This is a genomic window from Amycolatopsis sp. NPDC006131 (assembly GCF_040614175.1).
Lineage (GTDB): Bacteria > Actinomycetota > Actinomycetes > Mycobacteriales > Pseudonocardiaceae > Amycolatopsis_E > Amycolatopsis_E tucumanensis.
The window spans coordinates 1-16,900 of record NZ_JBEXTX010000098.1 but is presented as its reverse complement, the minus strand read 5'-3'; the positions used below and the strand labels follow the sequence as shown (position 1 = coordinate 16,900).

Here is a 16,900-nt window from a genome sequence, read left to right as displayed (position 1 = left end):
TGGAGAAAGAGGAAACCGTGCTCCGCGTCCTGATCACCACGGACTACCTCCGTCCCGGCGACGAGGTCGACCAGTTCCTGCGCCGCGCCGGGCTGGAGACCGAGCACCTGCCGATGACCGGCAAGCGGGATCCCGCGCGGCTCGCGGAGGCGCTCGCCGGGGTCGACGCCGCGCTGGTGGCCAACGAGCCGATGACGGCCGACGTCCTCGCGCGGGCGCCGCGGCTGCGGGTCGTCGTGCGCACCGGCGTGGGCTACGACTCGATCGACGTGGACGCCGCGGCCCGGCTCGGCATCAGCGTGAGCAACCTGCCCGGGATCAACGCCAACGCCGTGGCCGAGTACACGATGGGACTGCTGCTCGCCGGGGCGCGGCGTCTCGTGCAGTCCGCGTCCGGCGTGGCGCGCGGTGGCTGGCCGCGCGAGGACGGGCACGAGCTGCGCGGCGCGACCCTCGGCCTCATCGGGTACGGGGCGTCCGCACGCGCCGTGGTTCCGCTGGCCCGCGCCTTCGGCATGACCGTCGTGTGCACCACCGCCGTGCCCGACCGGCTGCGGACCGACCCCGCGGTGCGGTTCGTGGAGCTGCCCGAGCTCCTCGCCGTCGCCGACTACGTCTCGGTGCACACCTCGCTCACGGAACGAACCCGCGGTCTGCTGGGGGAAAAGGCCTTCCGGCGGATGAAGCCCACGGCGCTGCTGGTCAACACCGCCCGCGGGCCGATCGTCGACGAGGACGCGCTCGCGAAGGCCGTGCGCGCCGGGGACATCGCGGGCGCCGCGCTCGACGTCGCGACCGAGGAGCCGCTGCCGCCGGACAGCCCGCTGCGCGACGTCGACGGCATCGTCGTCTACTCCCACCTGGCCGGGCAGACCGCGCAGGCGCGGGCCGCCGCGGGGCGCGAGGGGGCCGAGGAACTCGTGGCAGCGCTGCAGGGCCGGCCGCGGTTCGCCGTGAACGCCGCCCTGATCACCGAAGGAAAGAAATGAGGAGCATGGGCAACGAACCGGTGAAGTCCGTCCGCGTCCTGACACCGAGCGGCATGCTCGGCGCGGGCTGGGATCACGCCACGATCGAGCGCGGCATCGCGCTCGGCGCCGACGTGATCAGCATCGACGGCGGATCAACGGATTCCGGCCCCCACTACCTGGGGTCGGCGACGGCCAAGACGACGGCCAAGGCGGTGGCCCGCGATCTGCGCAGCCTGTTCACCGCCGCCGCGGACGCGGGCATTCCCGTGATCGTGGGCTCGTGCGGCACCAGCGGCACCGACCGCGGGGTGGACTGGGTCGCCGGCATCGCCGCCGAGGTGATGGCGGAGGAAGGCCTGGACCTGCCGGTCGCGAAGATCTACAGCGAGCAGAATCCGGCCGATCTGAAGGAACACCTCAACGCGGGCCGGGTCCACCCGTTGCCGCCGCTGGGAGAGCTGCGGGCCGAAACCCTGGAAAGCTGCACCCACATCGTCGGCGCGATGGGACACGAGCCGATCGTGGCGGCGCTGCGGGCGGGCGCCCAGGTCGTGCTCGCCGGCCGCGCCACCGACACCGCCGTGGCGGCCGCCTACCCGCTCATGATGGGCATGCCGGCCGGACCAACCTGGCACGCCGCCAAGATCGTCGAGTGCGGCGGGCAGTGCACCACCAACCCGCGCGCGGGCGGGGTGCTGGCCACCATCGACGCCGACGGCTTCACCATCGAGCCGCTGGATCCGACGGTGTCGTGCACGCCGATCACGGTGGCCGCCCACATGCTGTACGAGACGGTGAACCCGTTCGAGATGCGCGAACCCGACGGCACCCTCGACGTCCGGGACGCCCGCTACACCGCGCTCGACGACCGGATCGTCCGGGTGGAGGGGTCGAAGTTCCACGTCGCCGGCCAGTACACGATCAAGCTGGAGGGCGCCCGGGTCACCGGCTACGAGACCATGTCGTTCGCCGCGATCCGGGACCCGCTGGTCCTGGCCGACATCGACGCCTGGGCGGAGCTGATGCGCACGGTGATCCGGCAGCGGGTCGGCCAGACGCTCGGGCTGGCGGACGGCGAGTACGCCTTCGACCTGCGCCTCTACGGGCACAACGCGGTGCTGGACGACCTCGAGCCGGAGAGCGGGCCGCCGCGCGAGGTGGGGGTGATGCTGCTGGTCAACGCGCCCGACCAGACCACCGCCACGGCCGTGGCGAAGGTGGCCAACCCGTTGATGCTGCACCTGCCCGCGCCCGGGATGGACTACCTGCCCAGCTTCGCGTTCGCGTCCTCGCCCGCCGAGGTCGAGCGCGGCGCGGCCTACGAGTTCGTGCTCAACCACGTCGTCGACTGCGACGACCCGCTGAGCCTGTTCCGCATCGAACTGGGGGAGAACACCCGTGCCTGACACCACTCTCGCCGACCTGGCTCACGAGGTCCGGTCCAAGAACGCCGGCCCGTTCTGGGTGACCATGGAGGTGTTCCTGCGCGACGCCGAGGGCTACCGGATCGCCGCCGACGAGTCGTTCCTCAACGAGCGGGTGATCGCGCAGCTGTACCGCGTCGAGGAGAGCACCGTCCAGATCTTCCGCATCCCCTCGCTGAACGTCGTGAAGATCTCCTTCCCGCGCCCGGTCAGCCAGGGCTCGCTGCGGGACCGCGACATGCACGCGGGCCAGCACCACGTCCCGCTGGCCCGCATGCCGGTCGGGCGCGATGATCGCTGACGACCTCGGCGCCTGCCACGCCGAGCGCAGCCGGGCGGCCCGGCGGCTGGCGCGGGTCCTTCCGCCGGGACATTCCACTGTGCTCGGCACGATCTGGCACATCGATGCGGCCCCGACCGTCACCTCGCTCACCCGAGCCCTCGTCCTCGGCCAACCGTCCGCAAGGGAGAAACCGTGATCCGCGTCGAAGACCTGCCCGCCGCGCACCCCGGCCGCCGGCTGCTGACCGGCCGCACCCCGTTCTTCGCCGCGCCCACCGAGCCGCGCTGCAGCTACTGCGCCTACGTGCCGCGGACCTGGACGCCCGAGGCGCGGATGCCGGTGCTGGTGGCCGTGCACGGCACCGGGCGCAACGTCGGCGCCTTGCGGGAAGGGCTGATCCCGTTCGCCGACCGGCACGACGTCATCGTCGTGACGCCCCTGTTCCCGGCCGGCATCGACGATCCCGACGACGTGCACAACTACAAGACCCTCGACGCCTTCGGCATCCGGTTCGACCTGGTGCTGCTGGACATCCTGGACCAGGTCCGGGAGCGGTGGAACGCGCGGGTGGACACGGTGATGCTGTGCGGGCACTCCGGCGGTGGTCAGTTCGCCCACCGGTTCCTCTACCTCCACCCGGAGCGGGTCGAGGCCGTCGCCGTGAGCGCGCCGGGCAGCGTGACCGTGCTCGACCCCACGCGCGCCTGGCCGCATGGCACCGCCGACACCCGCGATCGATTCGGGTCCACTGTGGACCCGGCCGCGATCGCGCGGGTGCCGGTGCTGCTGGTCATCGGCGCCGACGACGACGGATGCGCCGACCTGGCCGCGATGGGTGAACCCGGCCGCAGCCGCCCCGCCGAGCTGGCCCGCCTCGCGGCGAGCCTGCGAGAGCACGGTGCCGCGGTGCGGACGGCCGAGGTGCCCGGGGTGGGCCACAGCGCCGCCGGGACGCAACCGTCGATCACCGCGTTCTTCGACGACCTGCTGACCGGCTGAGGGCGCCGCTCACAGGTCGGCCATCGCCGAGGTCGGGGATTCGATCGCGTCGGCGACGTAGCGGAGGAACCCGCCCGCGGTGCCGCCGTCGCACACCCGGTGGTCGAACACCAGGGACAGCTGCACGATCTGCCGGGCGACGACCTCACCGCCGACGACCCACGGCCGCGGGATGATGCGGCCTATCCCGAGGATGGCGACCTCCGGGTGGTTGATGATCGCCGCGCTGCCGTCGACGCCGAGCACCCCGTAGTTGTTGAGCGTGAACGAGCTGGAGCTGAGCTCGGCCGCGGTGGCGGTGCCCGCGCGGGCCGCCGCGGTGAGCCTGCGGATCTCGGCGTCCAGGCCGCGCATGCCGAGCCGGTGGGCGCCGGCGATCGCCGGGACGACGAGCCCGCGATCGGTCTGCGCGGCCAGGCCGAGGTTGACGCCGTCGAGGTGGGTGATCTCGCCGCGCTCGGTGTCCACGCGGGCGTTGAGCTCGGGGAACCGGGCCAGGCCGGCGATCACGAAGCGGGCGACCATGGCGAGGATGCCCGGCGCCTGCCCGGTTTCCGCGAGCTGGGCCCGCAGGTCGAGCAGGGCTGTCGCGTCGACGTCCACCCATGTGGTGGCCTCCGGGATCTCCGCGCGGCTGCGGCTGAGAGTTTCGGCGACCGCCTTGCGCAGGCCCTTCAGCGGCACCCGGGTGCGGATCGGCAGCCCGGTCCGGCGGTCCACATCGCCTGCCGCCTGCTCTTCCGCGGCGGCCGGGGCGCCCGCTGCCGCCTCCACGTCCCGGCGGGTGATCAGGCCGTTCGGCCCGCTGCCGGTGAGCGCTTCCAGATCGACGCCGGTGCGGCGGGCGAGCTGGCGGACGATCGGCGACACCACGGCCGGCCGGTCCCCGTCGCGCCGGGGCGACGGCCCGGCTTTCGCCGGACGGCGCCTGCGTCGTGACGGCGCGGCGTCACTGGTGCCGTAGCCGATCAGGACGTTGCCGGACCCGGCTCGCTCTTCCTCCACATAGGTGTCTGCGGCGCGGGCCTCCGCGCTCGGAGCCACCGAGATCAGTGGCTCGCCGACGGCGAGGGTGGCGCCCTCCTCGCCGTGCAGCGCGGCGACCACGCCCGCGTACGGGGAGGGCACCTCGACCGCGGCCTTGGCCGTTTCGACCTCGGCGACCGGCGCGTCGACGGCGACCGGGTCGCCGACCTTGACCAGCCAGCGCACGAGTTCGGCTTCGGTGAGACCCTCGCCGAGGTCGGGAAGGGTGAAGACCTGCACGCTCACGCGGTGACCTCCCAGGAGTCCTGCCACTGCAGGGTGTCGACGGCGTCGAGGATCCGGTCGGTGCCGGGCAGGAAGTGGTGTTCCAGCTTCGGCGCCGGGTAGGGCACGTCGAACCCGGTCACCCGGCGCACCGGGGCCTCCAGGTGGTGGAAGCAGCGTTCGGTCACCCGGGCGGCGATCTCCGAGGCCACGGACGCGAAACCGGGCGCCTCGGCGATCACGACGGCGCGCCCGGTCCGGCGGACCTCGGCGCAGACGGTGTCGTCGTCGAACGGGACGATCGACCGCAGGTCGACCACGCCCAGGTCGCGGCCCTCGGTGGCGGCCTGCTCGGCCGCGGCGAGCGCGACGGGCACCGACGGGCCGTAGGCGATCAGGGTGGCGTCCCGGCCGGGCTTGCGCACGACCGCCCGCCCGATCGGCGGGACGGCCTCGGCGACGTCGACCTCTTCCTTGGCGAAGTAGCGCTTCTTCGGTTCGAGGAACACCACCGGGTCGGGGCTGTCGATCGACGCGCGCAGCAGGCCGTAGGCGTCGGCGTTGGTGGCCGGGGTGACCACGGTCAGGCCGGGGGTGTGGGCGTAGTAGGCCTCGGAGGAGTCGCAGTGGTGCTCGACCCCGCCGATGCCGCCGGCGTAGGGGATGCGGATGACCATGGGCAGCCGCACGCGGCCGCGGGTGCGGTTGCCCAGCTTGGCGACGTGGCTGGCGATCTGCTCGAACGCGGGGTAGGCGAACGCGTCGAACTGCATCTCCACGACCGGGCGCATCCCGTTCATCGCCATCCCGACGGCGAGGCCGACGATGCCGGATTCGGCGAGCGGCGTGTCGAAGCAGCGTGCCTCGCCGAAGTCGCGGTGCAGCCCGTCGGTCACCCGGAACACGCCGCCAAGCTGCCCGACGTCCTCGCCGAAGACGACGACCCGGTCGTCGGCGGTCATGGCGTCGCGCAGGGCGGTGTTGATCGCCTGGGCCATGGTCATCTTGGTCGCCGGCATCAGGCCTCCTCGAACTCGAGCTCGGCGCGCAGGGCGGCGCGCTGCTCGGCCAGTTGCGGGGTGGGGGTCGCGTAGACGTGGGCGAACAGCTCTTCCGGGTCCACCGGGGTCTCGGCCCCGAGCCCGGCTCGCACGTGCGCGGCCATCTCCTCGGCCGCGGCGGCGAATTCGGCCTCGCGTTCCTCGCCGAGGGCACCGGTCTCCGCCAGGTGCGTGCGCAGGCGGGTCAGCGGGTCGCGTTGCACCCACCCGGCGACCTCGTCCTCGGTGCGGTACCGGGCGGCGTCGTCGGCGTTGGTGTGGGCGTCCATGCGGTAGGTGTCGGCTTCGACGAGCGTCGGCCCGCCACCGGCGCGTGCCCGGGCGACCGCCTCGCCGAGCACCACGCTGAGGGCGGCGAAGTCGTTGCCGTCGACCAGGACGCCGGGCATGCCGTAGCCGACCGCCTTGGCCGCCAGGGACGGCGCCACCGACTGGCGGGCCAGCGGCACGGAGATCGCGTACTTGTTGTTCTGCACGAAGAACACCACCGGCGCGCGGAAGACGGCGGCGAAGTTGCAGGCCTCGTGGAAGTCGCCCTCGCTGGTCGCGCCGTCCCCGCACAGCGCCATCACCACGGTGTCCTCGCCCTTGAGCCGGGCCGCGTGCGCGACGCCGACGGCGTGCAGCAGCTGGGTCGCGAGCGGGGTGGCCTGCGGGGCCACGCGGTGGGCCACCGGGTCGTAGCCGCAGTGCCAGTCGCCGCGCAGCATGCTCAGCACCTCGACCGGGTCCACGCCGCGGGCGGCGACCGCCGCGGTGTCGCGGTAGGTCGGGAACAGCCAGTCGCCCTCGGCGAGCACCTGGGCGCAGGCGACCTGGCAGGCCTCCTGGCCGCGCGAGGACGGGTACACCGCGAGCCGTCCCTGCCGGACCAGCGCGCCGGCCTGCTCGTTGAGGCGGCGGGCCAGCAGCAGCCCGCGGTACCCGGCGACGAGCTCGGCGACGGGCGGCAACGGGTGCTCGCCGACGTGCGTGCCGCGCTCGTCGATCAGCCGGACCGGGGCGGCTGCCGCGTCCGGAACTCCTGTGCTGGCGATGGACGACATGACAGGATGGTGCCGTCATCGTGTGCAGTTTGACCAGAACTACGAGAAGAGTCGAGACAATCGGCCGCCCCGGGGCGCGGAATCGAATCGGTTCTCTCCGGGACGGCGGTCTCGGCGCCGGGAAGTGAGACGGATGGACACCCTGGACGACGTCGACCGACGGATCGTCGCCGAGCTGCGCGCGGACGGGCGGCTGTCGGTGCGCGCCCTCGCCGAGCGGGTGCGGATCTCGCGCGCGAACGCCTACGCCCGCCTGGAACGCCTCACGACGCGGGGCGTCATCACCGGCTTCACCGCCACCGTGGACCCGGTGAAGATCGGGTTGACCACCTCGGCGTACGTGAGCCTCACCGTGCGGCAGAACGGCTGGCGGGACCTCAAGGAGCGGCTGCGCACCATCCCGGAGGTCCGGCACATGGCCCTGACCGGCGGTGAGTTCGACGTGATGCTGGTGGTGCGCGCCGCGGACAACGACGCGCTGCGCCGCGTCGTGCTCGAGCAGCTGCAGGCCATACCCGAGGTGCTCGGCACCCGCACGTTCCTGATCTTCGAGGACTCGGCGAACTGACTCCTGCGGGTGCGTCGTCGTTACGGGGCAGGGCGTCGCGATATCGGGCTACTGTGCCACCCATGACCGGCGACTGGCTTTCCGATACTCGCTCGTCGTACGACACCGACGCCTCCGGATACGCCGAGAAGGTACGCGGGCTGCTCGACGAGATGCCGTATCTGCGCGCGAGCCTGACGTTGTTCGCCGAGCTGGCACAGGGTGCCGGCGGCGGGCCGGTGGCCGATGTCGGCTGCGGGACCGGATACGTCACCGGCTATCTGCACGAGGCCGGGATGGACGTGTTCGGCATCGATCTCTCGCCAGAGATGATCGCCATCGCGCGGCGCGACCATCCAGACCTCCGCTTCGAGGTCGGCACGATGACCGGCCTCGATCTGGCGGACGACTCGGTCGCCGGCATAGTCGCGTTCTGGTCGGTGATCCACGTGCCGGACGACGCCATGCCGGGCGTGTGCGATGAGTTCCGTCGGGTGCTGCGACCACAGGGAGTGTTGCTGGTCGGCTTCCATGTCGGTGACGAGACTCGGCACACGTCCGAAGGTTATACCGGTCGTCCGATCAATGTGGACAGTCACCATCGTCCGCCGAGCAGGGTCAGGGGCTGGCTTCGTGACGCGGGATTCACGATCGAGGCCGAACTGGTCCTCAGGCCGGACGAGGACGTCCCGGGAGCCGTGATCTTCGCGCGCAACCACGCCTGACCGCTCCGGCCAGGCTGTCGCGGTGAACTGCGGGCCGGTGAAGCGCCGTGCCATTTCCTCGGCTGAGTCAGAGCACGGCGCAAGGAAGGAAACGCGATGTCCGTTCGCTACCAGCTCGTGATCGACTGTGCCGGTCCCGACCGCCAGACGCGCTTCTGGGCTGCCGCCCTAAGAACTCGCGCCGCCCCCGGCCGGTTTCGACACCTGGGACGCGCATGGTGGGCCTGGGCGCCACCATCACCTGCGTCCTGCGGCAGGACGGGCTCGACCACTACGCGGTCGGGATGAAGGATCCCGAAGGAAACGAGTTCGACGTCAACTGACCGGCTGCCGGAATCGAGTGGCAGCCGGTCAGTGCCGTCCGCTTCACTCGTTCAGCGCGTGGCGCGGGCGCGTTCTTCGTAGGCGCGGCGGTGTTCGGTGTCCACTTTGGATGTGAACGCCTCGTACATGCCGCCGAGCCGGAAGACGGCGTCGTTGACGCGGCGGGGGAGGTAGCGCTGGCTCGCCGACATCAGGCCGGCCGCGCGGGTGACGCGGACTTCCGGCCGTGGCTTGGTGATCAGGGCGGCGATCGCTTCGGCGATGTCCTCGGGGGCGGCGTTGCGCATGCCGCGGGTGCCGGGTGTGCCCGCGGACAGTTCGGTGTCGGTGAAGGTCGGCAGGACCGCGGAGAAGCAGACTCCGGATCGCCGCAGTTCGCGGCGTGCCGATTCGGTGAACCCGACCACCGCGGCCTTGCTCCCGCTGTAGGTGGCCAGCCCCGGCAGGAAGGTTTCCCCGGCCAGCGAAGCGATGTTGATGACGTGCCCGCGCCGCCGGGGCGCCATGCGCCGCGCGGCGAGGCGGCTGCCCACGATCACGCCGAAGACGTTGATGTCCAGGATGCGCCGGGTGACCTCGTCGGGTTCGTCGGTCAGTTGCCCGACCGGCATGATGCCGGCGTTGTTGACCAGGACGTCGAGCGGTCCGAGTTCGCGTTCGACCCGGTCGAGGAACTCCTCGAAGGACCGGGGATCGGTGACGTCGAGCCGGCTGTGCACGGTCAGCCCGAGGTCCTCGCCCGCGGCCTTCACCCGGGGTTCGTCGATGTCGCCGATGGCGACCGTCGCGCCGAGGCGGGTCAGCCGGGTGGCGGTGGCCAGCCCGATGCCGCGGGCGCCGCCGGTGATCGCGACGACCTTGCCGCGCAGATCGATGGTCTTCCTGGCCATGGTCATCCTTCCGCGCGCCGGTGGCGCAGGTCGATCGGCTGTCCGTCCTTGGGGTAGGGCAGGCAGGTGTAGTCCAGCGGCGCCCGGTAATCCGGGTCGACCGTCCACTCGAAACGGTGCAGCAGGTGGTGCAGGACGATCTTGATTTCGACCCCGGAGAAGTGCATGCCCAGGCACTTGTGGACCCCGCCGCCGAAGGGCACCCAGGCGTAGCGGTGCACCTTGTCCTCGCGCCGCTCGGGGGAGAAGCGGCCGGGGTCGAACCGGCCTGGCTCGGGCCAGTACTCCGGCAGGTGGTGGTTGAGGTGCGGGGACATTGCCACGGTGGTGCCCGCCGGGATGAAGTGTCCCAGGACCTCGGTGTCGGTCACCGTGTGGCGCACCATCGTGGGCAGCGGGGCGACCAGGCGCAGGCACTCCTTCATGACCAGGTCCAGCGACGTGAGCCGGTCCAGGTCGCCGAAGCCCACGGAGGCGCCCACCGCGAGGGATTCCTCGCGGCACCGCTGCTGCCACCGCGGGTGCTGCCCGAGGTACTGCAGCATGGTGGACAGCGTGATGGTGGAGGTGTCGTGCGCCGCCATCAGCAGGAAGATCATGTGGTTGACGACGTCGTCGTCGCTGAACCGCTCGCCGTCGCTTTCCACCCGGCACAGCACGGAGAACAGGTCGTCCCCGTCGCCGGCGCGCCGGGCGGGCAGGTAGCCGCGCAGGAACTGTTCGAGGTCGCGGCGTCCCCGCAGTCCGCGCCACCAGCGCCCGCCCGGAACCGGCACCCGGACGAGTGCGGTGGCTGCCTGCACGCTGTCGATGAACGCCCGGTTGACCTGGTTCATCCTGGCCGCGGTGGCGCCTTCGGCTCCGCCCATGAAGATCGCGGTGGCGAGGTCGAGGGTGAGGGTTTTCAGCGCCGGGTAGGCGCGGAAGCTGGTCCGCGGCGCCCACTCGCCGAGCCGTTCCGCGACGGCGGTGTCGAGCGCCGCCGCGTACCGCGTCAGCCGGTCGCGGGTGAACGCCTCCTGCATCAGCCGGCGGTGCCGCAAGTGCTCGTCGAAGTCGAGCAGCATCAGGCCGCGGTCGAAGAACGGCCCGATGAGCTGCCGCCACGCAGGCCCGTTGGCGAAGGCCCGGTCGCGGTTGGCGAGGCCGGCCTCGGTGGCGTCCGGGCCGAGCAGGGCGACGTTGCGCCGCCCGAAGGAACTGAACCACGAAACCGGTCCGTAGCGCCGGTACCGGTCGGTCCACATCGCGAGCGGATCACGGATGTAGCGGAGCGTGTGGCCGAGGACGGGAATGCCGCTGTCGCCGCGCACCGGCAGCAACGTGCCGGGCGGCGGTACCGGAGTGAGCAGGTCGTTCATCGACACCTCCACCAACTGACAGGACGCTCTGTCAGATTCGGCCAGTGTGGATTTCGACAGGCGGCTCTGTCAAGATTCGCTCCATGTCATCCGCCGCGCGCCCCTACCGCGGGATCAGTGCCGAGGACCGCAAGGCGCAGCGGCGCCGGAAGCTGATCGACGCCGCGTTGGACCTGATGGGCACGGTCGGCACCGACCAGGCCACGATGACCGCGATCTGCGTGCGGGCCGGCCTGACCGAGCGGTACTTCTACGAGAACTTCACCCGGCGGGACGATCTGCTGATCGCCGTGGTCGACCGGATGGCCGACGAGGTGCGGGAAACCGTGCTGTCGACCCTGCGCGCGACCGACGGCGACGCGGCGGAGCGGGCGCGGGTCGCGATCGAGGCGTTCGTCCGCCTCCTCACCGACGACCCCCGCAAGGGCCGGGCGGCGATCCTCGAATCGTCGGCGCTGCCCGCCCTGCGCAGCCGCCGCCACGAGCTGCTGCGCATGTTCGCCGGGCTCGTCGTGACGCAGGCCCGCGCGCTGTTCGGCGACGAGGCGGTGCCGGCGCCGCGGGACGAGCTCAACGCGCTGATGCTCGTCGGCGGGCTCGCCGAACTGCTCGCCACCTGGCTCGGCGGGGAGATGGACACGCCGGTGGAGGACATCATCGACGTGGCCACGCGCTGGTTCGTCACCGGCATGCGCGCCTGAAGATCGTCCTTGACCCCGCCCCTGGGGCAGGCCGGAGCCTGGCCCCATGAGGAACAACATCACTTCCGCACAGGCTTCCCGGCGAGTGGCGGTCACCGCGCTGGCGGTCACACTGCTGGCCGGAGCGGCCACACCCGGAGTGGCCGCCGCCCAGCAGGACCGCCCGGCGCTGCAGGAAGCCATCCAAGGGTTCGTCGACGCCGGTTTCGCCGGGATGCAGGCGCGCGTGCACGATCAGCGGGGCGAGTGGGTCGGCACCGCCGGGGTGCGCAAGCTGGGCGAGAGCGCGAAGCCGCCGGCGAACGGGCGGTTCCGGATCGGCAGCAACACCAAGACCTTCGTCGCGACAGTGGTGCTGCAACTGGTGGCCGAGGGCAAGGTCGGACTGGACGACCCGGCGGCCGATCACCTGCCGCGGTTCGGTCTGGACCGGCGGATCACGGTGCGGATGCTGCTGCAGCACACCAGCGGGGTGTTCAACCACACCGGCGACTACTACGACGGGACGGTCCTGCCGGGGCTCCCCTCGACCGGCCAGGAATGGGTGGACAACCGGTTCCACACCTACCAGCCGGAGGAGCTGGTGCGGTTCGCGTTGTCCAAGCCGGCGCTGTTCGCGCCGGGGACGGACTGGAACTACTCCAACACCGGCTACACGCTGGCCGCACTGCTGATCGAGCAGGTCACCGGCCACTCGCACGCCGAGGAAATGCAGCGGCGGATCCTGCGGCCGCTCGGGCTGCGGGACACCGTGGTCCCGGGAGCCCGGACGGGCATTCCCGGGCCGCACGCCCACGCGTACTACCGCTACCAGGACGCCGGCCAGTGGAAGACGGTCGACGTCACCCGCCAGAACCCCTCCCTGATCTTCGGCGCCGGGGACATGATCTCGACCACCCGGGACCTCCAGACGTTCTTCTCCGCGCTCATGAGCGGCAAGCTCCTCCCGGCGCCGCTGCTGGCCGAGATGCGCACGCCGCACCCGAAGAGCGGCTACGGCCTCGGGCTGTACGTGGAGCAGACCACCTGCGGGGTCCCGGTCCTGCGGCACAACGGCAGCACCATCGGCTACGGGGCGTTGATGTACAGCACACCCGACGGCAGCAAGACCCTGACCGCCTCCATCACCCTCGGGGATGCCGACGTCGATGTGGCCGTGGAGTACCCGAAGGCGTTGGACAAGCTCCTCGGGGAGGTGTTCTGCGCGGGTTGACCTTGACCCGGGGGCAGGCTGGACACTCGTCGCATGGCTTCCTCGACCAACGGCGTCACGATCGGCCAGGCGGCGGCGTTCGCCGGGGTCACGGTGAAGACCGTGCGGCACTACCACCAGCACGGGCTGCTCGACGAACCACGGCGCGACAGGTCCGGCTACCGGCGGTACGGATCGGCCGACCTGCTGCGGCTGGTCCAGGTCCGGACCCTGGCCGCCGCCGGGGTGCCACTGGCCGAGGTCGGGCCGCTGCTCGACGCCGACGCCGAGCAGTTCGCCGCCGCGCTCGTCGACGTCGAGCGGCGCCTCACCGAGCGGATCGCCGACCTGATCGCCCGGCGCGACAGGCTGCGGCAGTTCGCCGACGGCGACCGGCTCCTGCTGCCCGGCCGCGCCGTCGCGGTCCTGGACCGGCTCGCCGGTCTCGGCTTCGATCCCGACTACGTGGCCGGCCAGCGGGAAGCCATGGTGCTGGCGAGGGCACTGGCGCCGGAGTTCTTCGACGTCTTCCTGACCCAGCTCGAACACCGGCTCGACGACCCCGCGTTCGTCGATCTGACCAAACGCGGCTGGGACGCGCGGTCCTGGCACCCGGACGACCCGCGGATCGACGAGCTGGCGTCCGCGCTGGCCGACAACCTGCTGGCCGACCCCGAGCGGCTGACGGCGGTGCCGGCGGGCTTCCAGCCCTCGCCCGACGCCGCCACCCGGTACGGGCTGATCAACCACCACCGCGAAGACCAGCGGACCTGGGCCCGGCTGAACGCGCTCGTCGAGGCCAAACTGCGTGACAGGGGCGTGCCCATTCCGCACCAGTGACGGCGCCGCCCGCCGTCTACTCGCCGCACGCCCTGTTCGAGCCCGCGCTGGCCGCTCGACGGCTGAAGCCGCGGCCGGCGTGCGCGGGCCGCGCCCTCGTCACCGTCAGCCGGCCGTGACCGGTTCCCGCTGTGCGCCGCGGAAACCACGCAGCCGCAGGCTGTTGCTGACCACGAAGACCGAGCTGAACGCCATCGCGGCGCCCGCGATCATCGGGTTGAGCAGGCCGGCGGCGGCCAGCGGCAGGGCCGCCACGTTGTAGGCGAAGGCCCAGAACAGGTTGCCCTTGATCGTGCGCAGGGTCCGCCGGGACAACCGGATCGCGTCGGCCGCCACCCGCAGGTCGCCGCGCACCAGGGTCAGGTCGCTCGCCTCGATCGCGACGTCGGTGCCGGTGCCCATCGCCAGGCCGAGGTCGGCCTGGGCGAGCGCGGCGGCGTCGTTGACCCCGTCGCCGACCATCGCCACGACCTTGCCCTCGTCCTGCAGCCGCTTGACCACGTCGACCTTGTCGGCGGGCAGGACCTCGGCGATCACCGTGTCGATCCCGACCTCCGCGGCGACCGCCTCGGCCGCGGCCCGGTTGTCGCCGGTGAGCAGGATCGGGGTGAGCCCGAGCCCGCGCAGCTGCCGGATCGCCTCGGCGGAGGTGGGTTTGACGGTGTCGGCGACCACCAGCACCGCCCGCGCCCGCCCGTCCCAGCCGACCGCGACCGCCGTGCCGCCGCGCTGCTCGGCCGCGGCCTTGGCCTCGGCGAGCCCGGGGGAGAGGTGCTGGCTCCAGTCGGCCAGTAGCGCGGTGCGGCCGACGAGCACGGCCTTGCCGTCGACGATCCCTTGCACGCCAAGGCCTTCGACGTTGGTGAAGCCTTCGACGGCGGGCAGCTCGCCGACCCGTTCCCGGGCCCCGGCGGCGATCGCCTGCGCGATGGGGTGCTCGGAGGCGTTCTCCAGAGCGCCCGCCAGCCGCAGCACCTCGTCGGCGTCGACACCGTCGGCCACGTGCACGCCGGTCAGCGCCATCTTGCCGGTGGTGACCGTGCCGGTCTTGTCCAGCACGATCGTGTCGACGCGGCGGGTGGACTCCAGCACCTCCGGGCCCTTGATCAGGATGCCCAGCTGGGCGCCCCGCCCGGTGCCGACCAGCAGCGCGGTCGGCGTGGCCAGGCCCAGCGCGCACGGGCAGGCGATGATCAGCACCGCCACCGCCGCGGTGAACGCGGCGGACACCGTGCCGCCCGCGCCGAGCCAGAACGCCAGGGTGCCGGCCGCGAGTGCGATGACGATCGGCACGAACACCGCCGAGACCCGGTCGGCCAGCCGTTGCACGGCCGCCTTGCCGGTCTGCGCTTCCTCGACCAGTTTCGCCATCTGCGCGAGCTGCGTGTCCGCGCCGACCCGCGTCGCCCGCACGACCAGCCTGCCGCCGGAGTTCACGGTCGCGCCGGTGACCGCGTCGCCCGGCCCGACCTCGACCGGCACGGACTCGCCGGTGAGCATGCTCGCGTCGACCGCGGAGCTGCCGTCTTCGACGACGCCGTCGGTGGCGATCTTCTCGCCGGGCCGGACCACGAAGCGGTCGCCCACGGCCAGCTGCTCGACCGGGATCCGCTCCTCCCGGCCGCCGCGCAGCACCGCCACCTCCTTGGCACCGAGTTCGAGCAGCGCCCGCAACGCGGCCCCGGCCCGCCGCTTCGAGCGGGCCTCGAAGTAGCGGCCGGCGAGGATGAACGTGGTCACCCCGGCCGCGACCTCGAGGTAGATGTTGCCGTCCCCGCTGATCCGCTGGATGGTCAGCTCGAACGGGTGCGTCATGCCGGGCACGCCGGCGCTGCCGAACAGCAGCGCGTAGAGCGACCAGGCGAACGCGGCGAGCGTGCCCATCGAGATCAGCGTGTCCATCGTGGCCGCGCCGTGGCGCAGGTTCGCCCACGCGGCGCGGTGGAACGGCCATGCGCCCCAGACGATCACCGGTGCGGCGAGCGTGAGCGAGATCCACTGCCAGTAGGTGAACTGCAGCGCCGGGACCATCGCCAGCACGACCACCGGCACCGACAGCGCCAGCGAGCCGATCAGCCGCTGCCGCAGCGGCCGCGACGGGTCCTCCTCGGCGGTGTCCGGCTCCGCGGGTTCCGGCCGCGGCAGGGTCGCCGTGTAGCCCGCCGCCTCGACCTGGTCAACCAGGGTGGCCGGGTCGAGGCCGGCGGGGAAACTGACCTTCGCCTTCTCGGTCGCGTAGTTGACGGTCGCGGTGACGCCGTCGAGCTTGTTGAGCTTGCGTTCGATCCGCATCGCGCACGAGGCGCAGGTCATGCCGCCGATCGCCAGTTCGACGTCTTGGGCGGCCTGCGGGCGGTTCCGCACATCCGAAGTCATCGTGGTTCTCCTCGATCAGCCGTGGCTGTGGCTGTGGCCGTCGCCGGTGGCGGGCGGTGCGGTGGGCGCGCTGCCCGCGGTCGGCACGGTGAACTCGGCCGTGCGGACCTGGCCCGCGTGCTGGAAGTCGAGGAAGAGCCGGTAGGTGCCGGCGGAGGGGACTTCGGCGTGGAAGGTGACGCCCGGCCCCGGCTTCGTCGTCCCGTCGCCCGGGCTGCCGTCCGGGTGGACGTGCAGGTAGGCGAGGTCGCCTTCGCGCAGCGCCACCAGGTGCCCGTAGGCGCCGAGGTAGGGCTGCAGGTCGGTGACGTCGTGGCCGTCCTTGGTGACGGTGGCCGTCACCTTCGACGTGCGTCCCGGGGTCAGTTCGCCGTCGAGCCGGACCTCGTAGCCGTCCACCCGCGCCGCGCGTGTCGCCGGGTGGTGGGCCGGCTGGAAGTCGCCCGCCGCCGCCAGGTCGACGCCCAGGGTGGTGGCCTGGCCGCCGGTGGGCTTGAAGTCGGCGAAGGCGCGGTAGCTGCCGGCGTCGGCGACGGCCAGCGGCACGGTCCAGGTGCCGTCGCCGGCCATCTCCGGGTGGATGTGCTGGAACCCGGCGGTGTCGCGGCGCACCACGATGAGGTGCATGCGCTTCTCGTGCTCGACGTCGAACGCGGTGACCGCGTTGCCGTCCGGTCCGGTGATCCGGAAGGAGAACTCCTCGGTGGTCCCGGTGGTGAGCGTCGTGCGGGTGGGCGTGAGGGTGTAACCGCCCCTGGACGACGCCAGCCCCGCGGGCTGGTCGGGTTGCGTGGTCTCCGCGACAGTGCCGCTGTGGCTGTCCCCGTGCGTGGCGTCCTCGGCGCCACGCGTGCCAGCTTCGCTGGTGACGGGACCGACAGCGGTGCCGATCGCCCAGCCGCCTCCGGC

At 72.2% G+C, this 16,900-nt stretch carries 18 protein-coding genes; 11 read left to right on the top strand and 7 right to left on the bottom strand.

Annotation, left to right across the window (positions count from 1 at the left end; translation table 11 throughout):
• The first annotated feature begins 17 nt into the window (after positions 1-17).
• The 5 genes from ABZ215_RS34230 to ABZ215_RS34210 are packed head-to-tail and all read left to right on the top strand — an operon-like array spanning position 18 to position 3,677.
• Positions 18-989, top strand: coding sequence for a phosphoglycerate dehydrogenase (locus ABZ215_RS34230; RefSeq protein ID WP_354954491.1), 972 nt, complete (start codon positions 18-20; stop codon positions 987-989).
• Positions 990-994: 5 nt separating this feature from the next.
• A complete protein-coding gene (locus tag ABZ215_RS34225) occupies positions 995-2,377 on the top strand; it encodes an acyclic terpene utilization AtuA family protein (protein WP_354954489.1) in 1,383 nt (460 codons plus the stop codon).
• Positions 2,370-2,696, top strand: a complete 327-nt coding sequence (locus ABZ215_RS34220) for a DUF4387 domain-containing protein (RefSeq protein WP_020421689.1) — start codon at positions 2,370-2,372, stop codon at positions 2,694-2,696. The genes ABZ215_RS34225 and ABZ215_RS34220 overlap by 8 nt, the downstream gene beginning before the upstream one ends.
• A complete protein-coding gene (locus tag ABZ215_RS34215) occupies positions 2,686-2,874 on the top strand; it encodes a hypothetical protein (protein WP_354954487.1) in 189 nt (62 codons plus the stop codon). Before ABZ215_RS34220 ends, ABZ215_RS34215 begins: the two co-directional genes overlap by 11 nt.
• A complete protein-coding gene (locus tag ABZ215_RS34210; RefSeq protein ID WP_354954485.1) occupies positions 2,871-3,677 on the top strand; it encodes an alpha/beta hydrolase in 807 nt (268 codons plus the stop codon). The genes ABZ215_RS34215 and ABZ215_RS34210 overlap by 4 nt, the downstream gene beginning before the upstream one ends.
• A 9-nt stretch (positions 3,678-3,686) precedes the next feature.
• Here the strand turns inward: ABZ215_RS34210 and ABZ215_RS34205 are convergent, their stop codons facing one another.
• The 3 genes from ABZ215_RS34205 to pdhA are packed head-to-tail and all read right to left on the bottom strand — an operon-like array spanning position 3,687 to position 7,035.
• Positions 3,687-4,949 (bottom strand): dihydrolipoamide acetyltransferase family protein, encoded by a 1,263-nt coding sequence (locus tag ABZ215_RS34205; protein ID WP_354954483.1) that lies wholly within the window; start codon positions 4,947-4,949, stop codon positions 3,687-3,689.
• Entirely contained in the window at positions 4,946-5,947 is a 1,002-nt protein-coding gene (locus ABZ215_RS34200) for an alpha-ketoacid dehydrogenase subunit beta (RefSeq protein WP_020421685.1), read from the bottom strand. Before ABZ215_RS34200 ends, ABZ215_RS34205 begins: the two co-directional genes overlap by 4 nt.
• Positions 5,947-7,035 carry a pyruvate dehydrogenase (acetyl-transferring) E1 component subunit alpha gene (pdhA, locus tag ABZ215_RS34195; RefSeq protein WP_354954481.1) on the bottom strand — a complete coding sequence of 363 codons (1,089 nt, stop codon included), beginning with the start codon at positions 7,033-7,035 and terminating at the stop codon, positions 5,947-5,949. Before pdhA ends, ABZ215_RS34200 begins: the two co-directional genes overlap by 1 nt.
• Positions 7,036-7,168: 133 nt before the next feature.
• Between pdhA and ABZ215_RS34190 the strand changes: the two genes are divergently transcribed.
• Together ABZ215_RS34190 and ABZ215_RS34185 are read left to right on the top strand one after the other, a co-directional pair.
• Positions 7,169-7,603 carry an Lrp/AsnC family transcriptional regulator gene (locus ABZ215_RS34190; protein ID WP_354954479.1) on the top strand — a complete coding sequence of 145 codons (435 nt, stop codon included), beginning with the start codon at positions 7,169-7,171 and terminating at the stop codon, positions 7,601-7,603.
• Positions 7,604-7,665: 62 nt separating this feature from the next.
• Complete coding sequence (locus ABZ215_RS34185) at positions 7,666-8,307, top strand: class I SAM-dependent methyltransferase (RefSeq protein ID WP_354954477.1); 642 nt, start codon at positions 7,666-7,668, stop codon at positions 8,305-8,307.
• 374 nt (positions 8,308-8,681) lie between these two features.
• Here ABZ215_RS34185 and ABZ215_RS34180 read toward each other — a convergent pair whose 3' ends face one another.
• Together ABZ215_RS34180 and ABZ215_RS34175 are read right to left on the bottom strand one after the other, a co-directional pair.
• Positions 8,682-9,521, bottom strand: coding sequence for an SDR family oxidoreductase (locus tag ABZ215_RS34180; RefSeq protein WP_354954475.1), 840 nt, complete (start codon positions 9,519-9,521; stop codon positions 8,682-8,684).
• Between the two features lie 2 nt (positions 9,522-9,523).
• Positions 9,524-10,882, bottom strand: a complete 1,359-nt coding sequence (locus ABZ215_RS34175; RefSeq protein ID WP_354954473.1) for a cytochrome P450 — start codon at positions 10,880-10,882, stop codon at positions 9,524-9,526.
• 83 nt (positions 10,883-10,965) lie between these two features.
• On the opposite strand from ABZ215_RS34175, the gene ABZ215_RS34170 reads away from it, so the two are divergent.
• The 4 genes from ABZ215_RS34170 to ABZ215_RS34155 are packed head-to-tail and all read left to right on the top strand — an operon-like array spanning position 10,966 to position 13,734.
• On the top strand, positions 10,966-11,583 hold the full coding sequence (locus ABZ215_RS34170; protein WP_354710971.1) for a TetR/AcrR family transcriptional regulator: 618 nt from the start codon (positions 10,966-10,968) through the stop codon (positions 11,581-11,583).
• 46 nt (positions 11,584-11,629) lie between these two features.
• The gene (locus ABZ215_RS34165) at positions 11,630-12,796 is read left to right on the top strand and encodes a serine hydrolase domain-containing protein (protein WP_354954471.1); all 1,167 of its coding nucleotides are present in this window, start codon (positions 11,630-11,632) and stop codon (positions 12,794-12,796) included.
• Between the two features lie 33 nt (positions 12,797-12,829).
• Complete coding sequence (locus ABZ215_RS34160) at positions 12,830-13,615, top strand: MerR family transcriptional regulator (RefSeq protein WP_354954469.1); 786 nt, start codon at positions 12,830-12,832, stop codon at positions 13,613-13,615.
• Positions 13,612-13,734 (top strand): hypothetical protein, encoded by a 123-nt coding sequence (locus ABZ215_RS34155; RefSeq protein ID WP_354954467.1) that lies wholly within the window; start codon positions 13,612-13,614, stop codon positions 13,732-13,734. The genes ABZ215_RS34160 and ABZ215_RS34155 overlap by 4 nt, the downstream gene beginning before the upstream one ends.
• Here ABZ215_RS34155 and ABZ215_RS34150 read toward each other — a convergent pair.
• Entirely contained in the window at positions 13,721-15,991 is a 2,271-nt protein-coding gene (locus ABZ215_RS34150; RefSeq protein WP_354954465.1) for a heavy metal translocating P-type ATPase, read from the bottom strand. The genes ABZ215_RS34155 and ABZ215_RS34150 overlap by 14 nt on opposite strands.
• A gap of 15 nt (positions 15,992-16,006) precedes the next feature.
• Positions 16,007-16,900: hypothetical protein (locus ABZ215_RS34145; protein WP_354954463.1), on the bottom strand; the 894-nt coding region annotated here is incomplete at its 5' end.

What these genes read in the sequence shown, in the direction of transcription:
- ABZ215_RS34170 (WP_354710971.1), top strand. Translation starts at nt 10,966, where the DNA reads ATGTCATCCGCCGCGCGCCCCTACCGCGGGATCAGTGCCGAGGACCGC.
- ABZ215_RS34190 (WP_354954479.1), top strand. Translation starts at nt 7,169, where the DNA reads ATGGACACCCTGGACGACGTCGACCGACGGATCGTCGCCGAGCTGCGC.
- ABZ215_RS34175 (WP_354954473.1), bottom strand. Translation starts at nt 10,882, where the DNA reads ATGAACGACCTGCTCACTCCGGTACCGCCGCCCGGCACGTTGCTGCCG.
- ABZ215_RS34225 (WP_354954489.1), top strand. Translation starts at nt 995, where the DNA reads ATGGGCAACGAACCGGTGAAGTCCGTCCGCGTCCTGACACCGAGCGGC.
- ABZ215_RS34160 (WP_354954469.1), top strand. Translation starts at nt 12,830, where the DNA reads ATGGCTTCCTCGACCAACGGCGTCACGATCGGCCAGGCGGCGGCGTTC.
- ABZ215_RS34180 (WP_354954475.1), bottom strand. Translation starts at nt 9,521, where the DNA reads ATGGCCAGGAAGACCATCGATCTGCGCGGCAAGGTCGTCGCGATCACC.
- ABZ215_RS34185 (WP_354954477.1), top strand. Translation starts at nt 7,666, where the DNA reads ATGACCGGCGACTGGCTTTCCGATACTCGCTCGTCGTACGACACCGAC.
- ABZ215_RS34215 (WP_354954487.1), top strand. Translation starts at nt 2,686, where the DNA reads ATGATCGCTGACGACCTCGGCGCCTGCCACGCCGAGCGCAGCCGGGCG.
- ABZ215_RS34150 (WP_354954465.1), bottom strand. Translation starts at nt 15,991, where the DNA reads ATGACTTCGGATGTGCGGAACCGCCCGCAGGCCGCCCAAGACGTCGAA.
- ABZ215_RS34165 (WP_354954471.1), top strand. Translation starts at nt 11,630, where the DNA reads ATGAGGAACAACATCACTTCCGCACAGGCTTCCCGGCGAGTGGCGGTC.
- ABZ215_RS34200 (WP_020421685.1), bottom strand. Translation starts at nt 5,947, where the DNA reads ATGCCGGCGACCAAGATGACCATGGCCCAGGCGATCAACACCGCCCTG.
- pdhA (WP_354954481.1), bottom strand. Translation starts at nt 7,035, where the DNA reads ATGTCGTCCATCGCCAGCACAGGAGTTCCGGACGCGGCAGCCGCCCCG.